Origin of the sequence: Mycobacterium sp., from assembly GCF_035603715.1 — a bacterium.
Classification (GTDB): domain Bacteria; phylum Actinomycetota; class Actinomycetes; order Mycobacteriales; family Mycobacteriaceae; genus Mycobacterium.
Genome location: NZ_DATNJW010000482.1, coordinates 1 through 14423, shown reverse-complemented (window position 1 = coordinate 14423; position 14423 = coordinate 1). Strand labels below are relative to the sequence as shown.

Below are 14423 nucleotides of genomic sequence, written 5' to 3'. Positions count from 1 at the left end.
ACCGACACCGCCTAGCATTCGCCCGGCGCCAACCGCGGAAGGTTCCGTCATGCCCGTCAACCCCAGAACGCCGGTGCTGATCGGCTACGGCCAGATGAACTACCGCGAGACCGAAGAACCGGAAAACACCCCGGAGCCCGTGGATCTGATGGTGTCGGCGGCCCGCGAAGCCGCCGACGCGCGGGTGCTCGAGGCCGTCGACTCGGTCCGCGTGGTCAACCTGTTATCGGTGCACTACCGCGACCCCGCACTGCTGGTCGGCCAACGGATCGGCGCCGATCGTTTCAGCACCCGATACAGCGGGATCGGCGGAAACGTCCCGCAGACGCTGGTCAATCGGGCCTGCCTGGACATTCAGGCGGCCCGTGCCGACGTCGTGTTGGTGGCCGGCGCGGAGATGTGGCGAACGCGAACGCGGTTGCGCGCCAACGGCCAACGACTTGGCAGTACCGAGCAGGACAACGCCGTGCCGATGCCCGAAGGCAGTGACGAAAATGTCCCGATGGCCGGGCCGGCCGAGGACCGCATCGGCCTGGACCGCCCGGCGTTCATCTACCCGATGTTCGAGCAGGCGCTGCGCATCACCGCGGGTGAGCCGGTCGACGAGCACCGCAAGCGGATCGGTGCATTGTGGGCGCGGTTCAATGAGGTGGCGGTGCACAATTCGCACGCCTGGATTCGTAAACCTGTTGCAGCAGAAGAAATTTTGCAGGACGGGTCAACGAACCGGATGATCAGCTGGCCGTACACCAAGCTGATGAATTCCAACAACATGGTCGACCAGTCCGCCGCGTTGATTCTGACGTCCGTGGAGAGCGCGACGCGGTTGGGAATCCCGACCGATCGATGGGTGTACCCGTATGCGGGTACCGACGCCCACGACACTTATGCGATCAGTGAGCGCGACGAGCTGCATCGGTCCCCGGCCATCCGCATCGCCGGTAGGCGAGCGCTGGAACTGGCCGGCCTGGGCATCGACGACATGGACTACGTCGACCTGTACTCATGCTTTCCGTCTGCCGTGCAGGTCGCGGCCGCCGAACTCGGGCTGCCGGTCGACGATCCGGCGCGGCCGCTGACGGTGACCGGTGGGCTGACCTTCGCCGGCGGGCCGTGGAGCAACTACGTCGCGCACTCGATCGCGACAATGGCCGAACTGCTGGCGGCCAACCCCGGTAAGCGGGGTCTGATCACCGCCAACGGCGGCTACCTGACCAAGCACAGCTTCGGCGTCTACGGCACCGAACCGCCGTTATCCGAGTTCCGTTGGGAAGACACCCAATCCGCGGTTGACCAACAGCCGACCCGGACGGCGGCGGTGCAGTGGGAAGGCGTAGGCACTGTCGAAGCCTGGACGACCCCATTCGACCGGGAAGGCCACCCCGAGAAGGCCTTTCTGTCGGTCCGTACCCCCGATGATCGTCGCACGCTGGCGTTGATCACCGACGCCGCGGCGGCGGCGGCCACCGTCGGCGACGACATCGGTGGCACCAAGGTCATGGTTGCGGCTGACGGCACCGCCACATTGCAATGAGCTATCAGGGTTAGCTGAAAGCCACCGGGACTGGGCTCGCACGACTATTGTTTTTCAATCGACTAGACGCCGTGGAGGTGCTCGGGCGTGCGGATCTTATTGACCGGCGTCACCGGACTGCTCGGACGTGCGATGGCCAGGCAGCTGATCGCCGCCGGGCATGCGGTCACCGGCATCGCTGCGTATCCACACCACAACCTGCATCCCGACGTCGACTTTGTCTGCGCGCCGCTCGGCGACCCAGTGCTGGAGCAGCTGGCCGACGCCTCCGATGTGGTGCTCCACCTCGCCCCGATCGAGACGGCGGTGCCCGGCAGCGCGGGGATCAACGGGTTGGTGGGTGTCGCCCATGCGGCAGCGCGTGCAGGCGCCCGGCTGATCTTCGTGTCAGCCTCCGCCGGCCAGCCGACGCTGTACGGACAGGCCGAGACTTTGGTCTCCAGCAGTTGGGCCCCGAGCCTGGTCGTGCGGATAGCACCGCCGATGGGTCGCCAGCTCGATTGGATGATCTGCCGCACCATCGGCAGCCTGCTGCACGGCAAGGCGCCGGCCGAACAGTTGCGGCTGCTGCACTACGACGACCTGATTCGCTTCCTGGTGTTCGCGGTGGCAACCGATAGCACCGGAACGGTTGATCTGGCCAGCCCGGACACCATTGACCTCGCGGCGGCACAGCAGTTACTGCGATCTGCCGGTCAGCGCCCGCGACTGGCCCGCCTGCCGAGCTGGCCCGAACTGATCCCCGAACTCGACCTCGCCTCGGCCCAAGAAGCGTGGCGCTTCGAATTTGGTTGGTCTGCACATGATTCCGTGGCCGACACCGTACGCGGACTGGCCGGCCGCAGGCTCGGCGTCAGGGGCGCCACGGATGTGCCCGAGCATCTGCCCCTACCCGCCGAGGTCGATGTGCGACCCGAGCCGCTGGACGGCACCGTATTGCGGTCGGCGTCACCGGAGGGTCTTGAGGGGGAGTTCGACGACCGCGCCGACCCGCGCTTTCCGGTGTTCAGCGCAGCGCCACTGGCCGCGACGCTGCCCGGGCCGTTGACGCCGATGACGCTCGACGTCCAACTCGGTGGGTTGCGTGCGGCCGCGCGGGCGATGGGCCCGGTGCTGGCGCTCGGCAACGTGGTGGCCGACGAATGGGGGAGCAGGGTGATCGCTGTGTTCGGTCACCGTCCCTACGTTGGCGTTTCGGCGAGCGTCATCGCCGCGGAACAGCTCCCCGGCTGGAACGTCGACGACATCGTGCGCACGTCGTTAGGCGACTCACCTGTCGAGTCGTTGTGGCCGATGGGTCGTCCGCCGCTGACCGGCGGGCTGCCCGGTCCGGCGGCCAAGGCAGTGGTGATCAAAAGGGCTTTGGCATTGTTGCGACACCTCAAGGCCGACACCCACGAGTACGTCGCGGCCGCGACGGCCGAACATCGTGATGCAACGCAATTGATTTCGCTGTCGGAAGCTCAGCTGCAGGTGCGGATCCGGCTGCTGCGGGACAGGATTCATCAGGGTTGGGGTATCTCGGGACGGTGGCTGATCGACAGCGCGATCACCGCAGCGACGGTCGGGCGCGCTGGGCTACAGGTTGCCGTCTCCGGGATAGGCGCATTGCTGGAAAGCGATGCGGTCACGGCTGAGACCTCGTCGTTGGCGACGCTGATTCGTCACGATGAACAGCTGTGCGCGTTGGCGCTGGAACGAGACCTCGATGGCGTGGGCGCGCAGTCGGCCACCATCGCTACGGCGTTCGCCGCCGCGGTCAGGCGGATCGGGCACCGGGGTCCGGGTGAAGTCGAATTGGCCAACCTGATGTTCGGAGACGATCCGGCGATGCTGGTCGCCGCCGCCGGGCGGGCCGCGACCGACCTTCCTCAGCCGACATCACCTGCGGCGTCAGAGGCGAAGCTGTCCGAGCGGATGGCGGCCAGTGCCCGGGCTTCGAGAGAAATGGCTTACGACACGACAATCCGCTTCACCCATGAACTGCGAATGACTCTGCGAGAGCTCGGTTCTCGTTATGCTGATGCGGAACTCATCGCTGTCGCAGGCGAGCTGTTCTACCTCACCTGCGATGAAGCGGTCACCCTTCCCTCCGACGCACGGCTGCGTATCAAACGTCGGCGCGCCGAGCGGGAACGCTTTCAAGGGCAACGCCTGCCCGATATCATCACGATCCGCTGATCTGGTCTTTCAGCGACGCCTGTGGATCGATCAGTTTATTGAGGTCGACGACGGTCTTGTTGCGGATCAGGTTCTTGATGTCGTCGAGCACATCCCAGATGTTGACGTTCATTCCCGCCAGCAGGTGGTTGTCGGCGTCGAGCCAGAAGGCTACGAATTCCAGGCTGTCGACGTCACCGCGAAACACGACCCGCTCGGAGTTCGGCGCGTGGCCGGCGTATTCCATGCCCAGGTCGTATTGGTCGCTGAAGAAGTACGGCAACTCGGTGTACTTACCGGGCTCGCCGAGCATGCCGGCCACCGCGACGGCGGGCTGCTTGAGCGCGTTGGCCCAGTGTTCGGTCCGGATCCTTTCATCGAACAGTGGATGCTCGGCCGCGGCGATGTCGCCCACCGCATAGATGTCTTGGTCGCTGGTGCGTAGCGACGCGTCGACGAGCACCCCGCCGTCGCCGGTCGACAGGCCGGCGTCCTCGGCCAGTTCGATGTTGGGCTGGGCCCCGACGGCGATCAGCACACGGTCGGCGGTGACCGTCGATCCGTCGGCTAACCGCAGACCGGTGGCTTTGCCGTCGTCGGTGGTTATCTCCTTGATTTCGGTCTCCAGGCGCAGATCGACACCGTGGTCACGATGCAGCTTGGCGAACACATTGCCGACCTGCTCGCCGACAGCGCCGATCAGCGGTGCCTTGGCGGTCTCGACCACGGTGACGTCGACACCGCGTTCGCGGGCACTGGCCGCGACCTCCAGCCCGATCCATCCGGCCCCGACGATCGCGAGCGAAGTGCCCTCCTTGAGCGCGGTATCCAGGTTCTCCGCATCGCCGAACTTCCGCAGGTGATGGACGCCGGTGGAATCGGAACCCGGAATCGACAACCACCTCGCCCGTGAACCGGTGGCCAGCAGCAGCTTGTCGTATCGCAGATCGTTGCCGTCAGCCAGCGCAACGGTGTGCGCCGTCCGATCTATCGCGACCGCCTCGGTATTGACCCGTAGGTCGATCTTGTTGTCCAGGTACCACTCTGAGTCGTGGACGGTGAAATCGCTGAGCGCTTTCTTGCCGGCCAGGAATTCTTTGGACAGCGGCGGTCGCTCGTAGGGCAAGTATTCCTCGTCCGCGAGCAGCACGACTTTTCCGTCGAAGCCTTTCTCGCGCAGTTCTTCGGCCGCCTTGGCTCCGCCCAGGCCACCGCCGACGATGACGAAAGTTTTCGAGTCCTTGACCATGAGGTACGGCTTACCCGTAGTCGGGGCTCGCAAACGTCGTGGTCACTTGCGCGGAAGACTCCGCGCATAGTCGACGCCACGCGTCACCCAGTCGGTCAATTGCCGTTTGGTCTTGACGCCGTCGGCGTCCACACGGATCCACCCGCGGACTTCGCGGCCGGCCATCACCATCGGGTTGACATGGGCTCGGCCCAGGAGTTTTTCGGTGTCATCCGGCGGTACCCGCACCATCAGACCGCCCTGCCTGCTGACAGCCACCGACATGTTGCCGTTGATGAGGAACGCCAAGCCACCGAACATCCGCTTCTCGTCGACGCCGCGCAGCGGGCCAAGCAGTTCGCGAATGCGGTCGGCAAGGTCGGTGTCGTAGGCCATGGAGAGTCCGTCTCAGTCCAGGTCGACCCGGATCGTCAGCAGGTCGCTCCCCATCAACCGCACCAAAGCGCTGTTGAATCCGGGCAGACTGCGCAACCGCTCGTTGACGTCATCGCCCGGCAGCAGGTGAGCGGTTCCGCCGCGCCACTTGCCGCGGATGCGCACGCGCACTTCCGGATTGGCCTTGATGTTGAGCACGTAGTGCGAATGGTCGCCGTGCTCCGAGACCATCCAGAACTGGTTGCCGATCACCCGGCCGCCGATCGCGGTGCGTCGCGGTTCGCCCGACTTTCGCCCGGTGGTCTCCAGCATGGTCATCGGTGACCGTCGACCGACTGGATTGACCACCAGGCGTTGAGCCGTGTGAACGATGCGGCGTTTGAGCTGTTGCAGGTCGGTCATGCCCGCAGGCTATCCGACATCAGGCAGCAGCGGTCACCCCTTGCGACGCCGGCTCCAGTGCCAGGGCGACGATCTCGGCGACGTCGGTCATCGGTTTGACGTCCAACGCCTCGAGCACCTCGGCGGGCACATCGTCCAGGTCGGGTTCGTTGCGCTGCGGGATGAATACCGTAGACAGCCCGGCCCGCTGCGCGGCCAGCAGTTTCTGCTTGACGCCGCCGATCGGCAGCACCCGGCCGTTCAGCGTCACCTCGCCGGTCATGCCGACATCGGCACGGACCTGCCGTCCGGTGGCCATCGACACCAGCGCGGTCACCATCGTGACACCGGCAGATGGGCCGTCCTTGGGGACGGCGCCGGCAGGCACGTGCACGTGGATCCGTCGGTCCAGCGCAGCGGGGTCGACGCCCAATTCCGCGGCGTGCGAACGCACATACGACAGGGCGATCTGCGCGGACTCCTTCATCACGTCACCCAGCTGACCGGTCAACTGCAGACCCGGTTCGCCGTCGTTGGCGCCGGCTTCGATGTAGAGCACGTCACCGCCCAGCCCGGTCACCGCCAGGCCGGTGGCCACGCCCGGCACCGCTGTGCGTTCGGCCGACTCGGGTGTGAAGCGCGGGCGGCCAAGGTAATCCACCAGGTCCGGCTCGTCGATCGTCACCGGGTCCTCAGCGATCTTCGTGGTCACCTTGCGCAGTGCCTTGGCCAGCAGCCGTTCGAACTGCCGCATGCCCGGCTCGCGGGTGTAGTCGGCAGCGATCTTGCGCAGCGCCGCCTCGGTCACGGCGACTTCGTCCTCCGTCAGGCCGGCACGATCGCGCTGCCGCGGTAACAGGAAGTCCCGCGCGATGGCCACCTTGTCGTCCTCGGTGTACCCATCGATCTGCACGAGCTCCATCCGGTCCAGCAACGCCGAGGGGATGTTCTCGATGACGTTCGCGGTGGCCAGGAACACCACGTCGGACAGGTCCAGATCCAGGTCCAGGTAGTGATCCCGGAAGGTGTGGTTCTGCGCAGGGTCCAGCACCTCCAGCAAGGCGGCACTGGGGTCGCCGCGGAAGTCCGAGCCAACCTTGTCGATCTCGTCAAGCAGCACAACGGGATTCATCGATTCGGCTTCGCCGATGGCACGGACGATCCGGCCCGGCAGCGCCCCGACATAGGTGCGCCGGTGGCCACGGATCTCGGCCTCGTCGCGCACACCGCCGAGTGCGACGCGGACGAACTTGCGGCCCAACGCGCGGGCAACGCTCTCGCCCAGGGACGTCTTGCCGACACCAGGCGGACCGGCCAGCACCATCACAGCACCGGAGCCGCGACCGCCGACAACCTGCAGGCCACGTTGTGCACGCCGGGCGCGCACCGCCAAGTACTCGACGATGCGGTCCTTGACGTCATCCAGCCCGTGGTGATCGGCGTCGAGAATCTCGCGTGCGGCCTTGAGGTCGGTCGAGTCCTCGGTACGGGTGTTCCACGGCAGGTCGAGCACGGTGTCCAGCCAGGTGCGGATCCACCCGCCTTCGGGGCTCTGGTCGCTGGAGCGTTCCAGCTTCCCAACCTCGCGCAGCGCAGCCTCGCGGACCTTGTCCGGCAGATCGGCCGCCTCGACGCGGGCCCGGTAATCGTCGGAGCCCTCGGGCTCACCCTCGCCCAGCTCCTTGCGGATCGCGTTGAGCTGTTGACGCAGCAAGAACTCCTTCTGCTGCTTTTCCATGCCTTCGCGGACGTCTTCGGCGATCTTGTCGTTGACCTCGACTTCGGCCAGTTGGTCTCCGGTCCAGTCGATCAACGCCGTCAGCCGCTCGGCGACATCCTCCGTCTCCAGCAACTGGCGCTTCTGCACGGCGGTCAGATACGACGCGTAACCGGCCATGTCGGCCAGGGCCGAGGGATCGGTCAGCTTGTTGACCACGTCGACGAGCTCCCAGGCCTCGCGGCGCTGCAGCATCGCCAGCAGCAATTTCTTGTATTCGCCCGCGAGCTTGCGAGTCTCGTCACGGGGTTCGGCATCGGCGATCTCGGTCACCTCGACCCACAGCGCGGCACCCGGCCCGCTGGCGCCGGCACCGATGTGGGCCCGTCGCTCGCCACGCACGACTGCCGCGGTGCCGCCGCCGGGTATGCGGCCGACCTGCACGATCGTCGCGAGCACGCCGTAGGACGGGTAGCGGTCCTCGAGCCGGGGCGCGATCAGCAGTGTGCCGGATTCGGTGGCACGCGCAGCGTCGACGGCCGCGCGAGCGGCGTCATCCAGGGCGATCGGCACCACCATTCCGGGCAGCACGATCGGATCGCTGACGAACAACACCGGCACTGATTTGGCTTCAGCCATCATTCCTCCAAAGTTAAGCCTGATGCGCTCAACCTGGATGGCCGCGGAATTGTTCCCGGTACGTCAGAAGGGGGTGGTTCGGGGGCGCATGGTGCTCCTGAAACCCTCCGGCCGCGGCCTTTTAGCCGCAAACACGCAAGGTTCACCGATTCTTCACCGCCACGCCGCGGAGTGTTTCCATGTTACGGCCAGGTAACGCGCAAGCTTGTTGTCATGGCCGATATCTTGGTAGTCCTCGGAATCATCGGGTTTGTGGCCGGAATGTTGTCTGTAGTCTTCGGCTTAGGTCGGGCGGAGCGTCGCCAGTTGAATTATTCCGGCGCTAGCGCTGTAGAGAATTATTCCGGCGCGGTCGATCGCCGGTCCTCGGTCGCGATGGATTAACGCGTCGGCGCAACCACCGGCGTAGTGAGAGTGCCGTGCGTCAGGTACTCGTCCAGATTGCGCAGAGTCAGCGCGGTCATTGCGGCGCGTGTGCGCGCCGTCGCGCTGCCCACGTGCGGTAGCACAACGACGTTGTCCATCTCCCGGAGCTGTTGCGGGACATCCGGTTCGTGAGTAACGACGTCGAGTCCGGCGCCGGCGAGCCGTCCGCGGGCCAACAGGTCCACGAGAGCCTCCTCGTCCACAACGCTGCCCCGGGCGATGTTGATCAGGTAACCGTCCGGGCCGAGTGCCTCCAGCACGTCGCGGCAGACCAGGGGTGGCGCGTTTTTGCTGCCGGCCGCCGCCACCACAAGCACCTCAACGGATTTCGCGAGGTCCACTGCTGAGGGCGCGTACGGGTAACCCGGGTTGGGCAGCTGCCGGCGGTTGTGATAGCTGATGGCACAGTTGAATCCGGCGAGTCGGTGGGCGATCGCTGAACCGATATGACCCAGACCGAGGATCCCTACCCGCGATCCAGACACGTCCCGCGCCAACGGATATGGCCCCTCGGCCGACCAGCGGCCGGCGCGCGCGTAGCGCTCTGCGGCGCTGAAACTGCGGACCGTCATCAGTATTAATCCAATTGCCGCATCGGCCACGGCGTCGGTGAGTGCCTCGGCCGTATTGCTCACGCCGATACCCAACCTGCGTGCGGCGTCAACGTCGATCGTCTCGTAGCCGTCTAGCCAATGAACGATCGCACCGAGATTGGGCAATGCGTCCATCAGTTTCGCGTCGATGGGCCCCTGGCCGGCGTCGACAATCGCTCTGACCGACGCGCCATGCTCGGCGAGGAAATCCTCACGCCCCGCACCGGTCGGCAGCACCAAAGTGTCGTACTTCGCGGTCAGGGCCGCAGCGAGCGGCGGCGGAACGCCACCTACTTGCAGAACGGTCGCGGCCATCAGACCATCGTTGCGGAGGCCGCTGTCGCGGTCACTAGTTCTTCCAACAACTCGGACACGCCAAATGTGTGGCGGCGAACACCACGCCGGTCAGGGAGCGATGTCCCACCCTTGGCCCGGATCACCGTTGCACCAGCGACCCGAGACCCTGGTTCCAGGAGCTGGGCCGCCGAAGGCGGTGAGGCAGTTACCAACATCGTTCTTGACCTGGCCGTCGGGCTGGAAATTCCAATGTTGGACCATCGCACCCCTACACATTTCGAGGTGCAACACCGAAGTCTTGTCCTGCGGTGTCAGGCACTTTCCGGGGAACGCCACGTTCTCGAGCTGTTGGCCATTGAGATTCCAGCGCTGGAAGTCCGAATCGTTGCAGGGGTTGATCACCACCGGAACATCGCCGATCCAGCTCGGGGCGTCCAGACAAGCATCGCCCAGTCGGCTTCGTACATGGACCGGGCCGTCGCCGCTCGCCGCAGCAGCGCTGAGCATCGCGCCGCCGAGCACCACGCTTGCGACAACAGCGGCCCGGCCGGTGCGGCGCATCAACCCCGACATACGCATGTACCGATATCAACACGGCCAGCGGCGAATTGCCGCAGATTACGGATTCTTCGCCCAGCGACCGCGGTACGGATCAGCCGGGTGTTTCGCTCATGGCGCGGGTGGCGCGGCTGGCTCGGGTGGCGCGGGTGCCGGTGAGCTGGCGGGTCCGGGCGCAGCCGCAGTTCCATGCAGGCACTGCTGATATTCCTGAGTACCTGGGACGTTGTCAGCGCCGCAGCTGCAATCGTGAATTTGCGCGGGGGGAAGCGAATTGCAGAAGTCGCTACCAGCCGAGGCCGTGGGTGCGGTCCACATAACTCCGGCGGCCAAGGCTGCCGCTGCGGCACCGACCGTGGCCATCAATACGCTCGTCTTCATGTTGGGATTCCTGTTCTCTGGAAGACCACGGCACATCGCCGCCGCCGGTTGCGCTAGCCGAATAGTAGGGTTTCAAGGCGAAAGTCGCAGACGTCAGGTGGCAACGGAGTCTGCCGGGGTCACCGGTCCCAGCCGCCGCAGTTGAGTCACGTGCTTGGGCGAGAGTTCCTCGAGGCAGGTGACGCCGAGCAGTTTCATGGTGCGGGTCAGCTGGCCGGAGAGGATTTCGACGGCCCGGCGGACGCCGGCTTCGCCACCGGCCATCAACCCGTACAGGTAGGCCCGACCGACGAGGGTGCAACGCGCACCCAGCGCGACCGCGGCGACGATGTCGGCGCCGGACATGATGCCGGTGTCGACGAGGATCTCGGTGTGGGCGCCGAGTTCCCGCGCGACGACGGGCAACAGATGAAATGGCACGGGCGCCCGATCCAGTTGGCGGCCGCCGTGGTTGGACAACACGATGCCGTCGACGCCGAGATCCACTAATGCGCGCGCGTCATCGAGGGTCTGGATGCCTTTGACGACGAGCTTCCCCGGCCACTGCGATTTGATCCACGCCAGGTCGTCGAAAGTCAGGCTGGGGTCGAACATCGTGTCCAGGTATTGGCCGACGGTGCCTGACCAGCGATCCAACGATGCGAACGACAGCGGCTCGGTGGTCAGCAGGTCGAACCACCAGTGCGGTCGCTGCGCCGCATCGAAGACTGTCCGCAGCGTCAACGCCGGCGGAATCGACATCCCGTTGCGGACATCGCGGAGTCGCGCGCCGGCCACCGGGACGTCGACAGTGGCCAGTAGCGTGTCGAAACCGGCCTCGGCCGCCCGCCGCACCAGCGCCATCGAGCGGTCCCGATCGCGCCACATATATAGCTGAAACCACTTGCGGCCCCGCGGCGCAGCGGTCGCCACGTCCTCGATCGAAGCGGTTCCCAACGTCGACAACGAAAACGGGATGCCGGCCGCTGAGGCGACTCGGGCGCCGGCGAGCTCGCCGTCGGTATGCATCAGCCGGGTGAAGCCCGTCGGCGCTATCGCGAACGGCATCGCGACGTTCCCGCCCAGCACCTGCCGATCGGTGCGGGCGGTGCTGACGTCGCGCAAGATCGTCGGGTGAAACTCGATGTCGCGAAAGGCTTGTCGCGCACGCCCCAGGGAGATCTCATCCTCGGCCGCGCCGTCGGTGTAGTCGAAAGCCGCCCTGGGCGTCCGCCGTCTGGCGATGCGACGCAGATCATGGATGGTCTGCGCATCGTCGAGCCGGCGCTGAACACGGTCGAACCGGGGCTTGCGGAAGCGGATCAACGGCGCCAGGTCGCGCGCCTTCGGTATCCGTCGTTTGACCACTGTGTCACGGTAGGTCTTATGCAATCCGCAAGCGACCGCTTTGATCTGCAGCGTTTCGTTGACGCACAGGAACGGGTGTACCCGACCGTGCTCGAGGAGCTGCACGCCGGCCACAAGCGCAGCCACTGGATTTGGTTTGTGTTCCCGCAGATCGCCGGCTTGGGCAGCAGCGCCATGGCGGCCAGGTACGCGGTTTCCTCACTCGACGAGGCCCGCGCCTACCTCCGCCACGAGGTTCTCGGGCCGCGACTGCACGAATGCACGCGGCTGGTCAACGCCGTGCCGGATCGCTCGATCGGCGAGATCTTCGGGTCGCCCGATGATATGAAGGTGCGTTCGTCGATGACGTTGTTCGCCCATGCGACCGAGGACAACGGCGATTTCGTTGAGTTGCTGGCCCGCTACTACGACGGCAACGAGGATCCGCTGACACTGCAGCGTCTGACTTAGCCCTGCCGCAGAATCCGCCAGCCATGCGGCTCGACGGAGATCGCATCGACGATCTCTTGCGGAGGCGCACCGTTACCGGCGATCACCTCGGCAGGGCCGGAATCCAACCGCACCCGCAGCGGGGCGTCGTCGATGTTGAGCGCGACGATCAATGCCTGCTCACCGTGTCGGGTCTGGTAGACGTAGTGCCGATTGTCCAGCCGCAGCGCCGACGTCGACGCGGCGTGCAGCCACGGGTGCCGGCGGCGCAACCCGATCAGGTATTGGTGCAGCGACCACACCTTGACCCCGCGGGCGTCCAGCTGCGCTGGGGGAGCGCCGAATTCGGGCCGTACCGCGTCGTCGCCGCCGAACCGCTCCTCTTTGATGCCTTGGTAGCCGAACTCGTCACCGGCGTAGATGCTGGGAACGCCGCCGACGGTCATCAGGATGACCAGAGCGTGAGCCAGGTGTTCGGGACGCTGCAGCTGGCTGGCAATGCGGGTGACATCGTGGTTGCCGATGAAGGTCAGCGGCGCAAAGCTTTCCACAAACTCGTTGTGTCGCCGTAGTGCATGGTCCAGTTCGAAGAAGTTGCCGTCGTTGAGACCGCTCCAAATCGCCTTCCACAGCTCGTACTGGGTGGCCGAGTCGAATCCGGTTTCGCGGACCACCGCCGCGTAGTCGCCGTGAATCAGCTCACCGACGAACCACGCGTCCGGATGCCGCTGACGAACCTTGGGCAGAACCGCAGTCCAGAACTGCTGCGGCACAGCGTAAGCCGCATCCAGCCGCCAACCGTCAGCCCCGCGGCCCAACCAGTGCGTCATCACGTCGGCGGTGTAGTCGATAACCTCGGGGTTGTCGTGGTTCAGCGTGAGCAGGCCGTCATGGCCTTCGAAGGTGTGGAAGCTGCCCGGCCGCCCGTGAAACCAGCGGGCTGCCGCGTCGTCGTTCGTCGCTTCGCGATAATGCGGAAAATCGACGCCAACGTGATTGAACACTCCGTCGAGCAGCACCCGTAGGCCACGCCGCCGCGCTTCATCGATCAGGTAATCGAAATCGTCGTCGTCGCCGAGTCGCGGATCGATCCGATAGTGGTCCGTGGTGTCATAGCCATGGGTGCGTGAGGCGAAGATCGGCCCGAGCGCGATGCCGGACGCGCCGAGCGTGATCGCGTGATCGAACCACTCCGCGATGCGCCGGAGCCGGTGCTCGGGCGGATCGGGCGCAGCGCTCGCTGGAAACGCGCCGACGAATCCCAGCGGGTAGACATGCCACCAGATCACATGCTCGACCCAGGCCGGGGCGGTCACTGTCGATACCTGACCTCGTAGAGCGCTTTGATCTCTTCCTCGAGTTCGGGCGCCGGACCGTCGATCACAGCTCTGGGCGCCACCGCGCGGACCGGCAGCATGACCACCGGCGGTGCCGGCACGTCCCAGCTGATCAGCCAGTCGGTCAGCTGCACGTTCGACGTCGCGTACACAATGCGTCCCAGCCCCGCCCACGCATGCGTGGCCGCGCACATCGGACAAGGCTCACACGACGTGTACAGAATGGTCCGAATACGTTGCACCGGAGCTAGATTGGCGACGGCCCAGCGGATCACGCCCAACTCGGCGTGCAGCGTCTGGTCGTCGTCGGTGACGCGGTTGTGGTCCTCGTACAGTGGCTGCCCGTCGGCGCCGACCAGCATCGCACCGAAAGGACCATGTCCGGCTTTCAGTGCGATGCGGGCAAGCTCGCTGCAGCGCCGCAGGTGCTGCAGATCGACGTCGCGGGAGACCACAGACCGGGAGTCTACGGACTCCGATCTACCCGGCGGTCGCCAACGTTTGGGCGGTGGTGACCGCCTGCGCGACCCCGGTGATGATCGCGGCGACCTTCAACGCCTCCAGGATCGCTTCGCGGTCGACGCCGGCCTCGCGCAAGGTGTGCTCGTGGGCGGTCACGCAATGTGCACACCCGTTGATCGAGGACACCGCGAACGACCACAGCTCGAAATTGGCTTTGTCCACGCCCGGGTTACCGATGATGTTCATCCGCAGGCCGGGACGAAGGTCGTCGTACTTGCCGTCCAGGAAGCCGCGGCCACGGTAGAACACGTTGTTCATCCCCATGATCGACGCGGCGCCCAGCGCCGCCTGGTAGGCCTCGGACGACAAGACATCTGCTGCCTCGGCGCCAATTTCAGCCAGCACCTGGGTATTCCGCGTCGCGGCGGCACTGGCCAGCAACGTGCCCCACAGCTGTTCTTCGTTCAACACCGTGCTGCGACTGATCGAACCCAGATTGAGCTTGAGGTCCTTGGCGTAGTCGGGCAGTGCTTCTTTG

Annotated in this window: 13 protein-coding genes; 3 read left to right on the top strand and 10 right to left on the bottom strand. The window is 65.7% G+C overall.

The features are described 5' to 3' along the window. Window positions 1–49 precede the first annotated feature (49 nt). The gene (locus VN856_RS20040; protein ID WP_325692184.1) at window positions 50–1534 is read left to right on the top strand and encodes an acetyl-CoA acetyltransferase; all 1485 of its coding nucleotides are present in this window, start codon (window positions 50–52) and stop codon (window positions 1532–1534) included. Between the two features lie 87 nt (window positions 1535–1621). After that, window positions 1622–3715 (top strand): NAD-dependent epimerase/dehydratase family protein, encoded by a 2094-nt coding sequence (locus tag VN856_RS20035; RefSeq protein ID WP_325692180.1) that lies wholly within the window; start codon window positions 1622–1624, stop codon window positions 3713–3715. On the opposite strand, the gene VN856_RS20030 is transcribed toward VN856_RS20035, so the two are convergent. The 7 genes from VN856_RS20030 to VN856_RS20000 all read right to left on the bottom strand — a co-directional run bounded on the left by VN856_RS20030 (window position 3702) and on the right by VN856_RS20000 (window position 11657). Next, a complete protein-coding gene (locus VN856_RS20030; protein ID WP_325692178.1) occupies window positions 3702–4943 on the bottom strand; it encodes an NAD(P)/FAD-dependent oxidoreductase in 1242 nt (413 codons plus the stop codon). The genes VN856_RS20035 and VN856_RS20030 overlap by 14 nt on opposite strands. Window positions 4944–4985: 42 nt before the next feature. Then, a complete protein-coding gene (locus tag VN856_RS20025; RefSeq protein ID WP_325692176.1) occupies window positions 4986–5318 on the bottom strand; it encodes a TfoX/Sxy family protein in 333 nt (110 codons plus the stop codon). A 12-nt stretch (window positions 5319–5330) separates the two neighbouring features. Continuing rightward, the gene (locus VN856_RS20020; RefSeq protein ID WP_325692174.1) at window positions 5331–5720 is read right to left on the bottom strand and encodes a nitroreductase/quinone reductase family protein; all 390 of its coding nucleotides are present in this window, start codon (window positions 5718–5720) and stop codon (window positions 5331–5333) included. 19 nt (window positions 5721–5739) lie between these two features. Further along, complete coding sequence (lon, locus tag VN856_RS20015) at window positions 5740–8055, bottom strand: endopeptidase La (protein WP_325692172.1); 2316 nt, start codon at window positions 8053–8055, stop codon at window positions 5740–5742. 380 nt (window positions 8056–8435) lie between these two features. After that, window positions 8436–9389, bottom strand: a complete 954-nt coding sequence (locus VN856_RS20010) for a 2-hydroxyacid dehydrogenase (RefSeq protein WP_325692170.1) — start codon at window positions 9387–9389, stop codon at window positions 8436–8438. Between the two features lie 90 nt (window positions 9390–9479). Then, the gene (locus VN856_RS20005; protein WP_325692168.1) at window positions 9480–9932 is read right to left on the bottom strand and encodes an RICIN domain-containing protein; all 453 of its coding nucleotides are present in this window, start codon (window positions 9930–9932) and stop codon (window positions 9480–9482) included. Window positions 9933–10403: 471 nt separating this feature from the next. Further along, window positions 10404–11657 (bottom strand): alpha-hydroxy acid oxidase, encoded by a 1254-nt coding sequence (locus VN856_RS20000; protein ID WP_325692166.1) that lies wholly within the window; start codon window positions 11655–11657, stop codon window positions 10404–10406. 18 nt (window positions 11658–11675) lie between these two features. Here VN856_RS20000 and VN856_RS19995 point away from each other — a divergent pair, with 18 nt between their 5' ends. Beyond that, the gene (locus VN856_RS19995) at window positions 11676–12107 is read left to right on the top strand and encodes a DUF1810 domain-containing protein (RefSeq protein ID WP_325692164.1); all 432 of its coding nucleotides are present in this window, start codon (window positions 11676–11678) and stop codon (window positions 12105–12107) included. Here the strand turns inward: VN856_RS19995 and VN856_RS19990 are convergent. The 3 genes from VN856_RS19990 to VN856_RS19980 all read right to left on the bottom strand — a co-directional run. Continuing rightward, window positions 12104–13402 (bottom strand): alpha-amylase family glycosyl hydrolase, encoded by a 1299-nt coding sequence (locus VN856_RS19990; RefSeq protein WP_325692162.1) that lies wholly within the window; start codon window positions 13400–13402, stop codon window positions 12104–12106. The genes VN856_RS19995 and VN856_RS19990 overlap by 4 nt on opposite strands. Further along, window positions 13399–13878 (bottom strand): nucleoside deaminase, encoded by a 480-nt coding sequence (locus VN856_RS19985; protein ID WP_325692160.1) that lies wholly within the window; start codon window positions 13876–13878, stop codon window positions 13399–13401. The genes VN856_RS19990 and VN856_RS19985 overlap by 4 nt, the downstream gene beginning before the upstream one ends. 25 nt (window positions 13879–13903) lie before the next feature. Continuing rightward, a partial coding sequence (locus VN856_RS19980; RefSeq protein ID WP_414687007.1) for an alkyl hydroperoxide reductase occupies window positions 13904–14423 on the bottom strand: 520 nt, incomplete at its 5' end.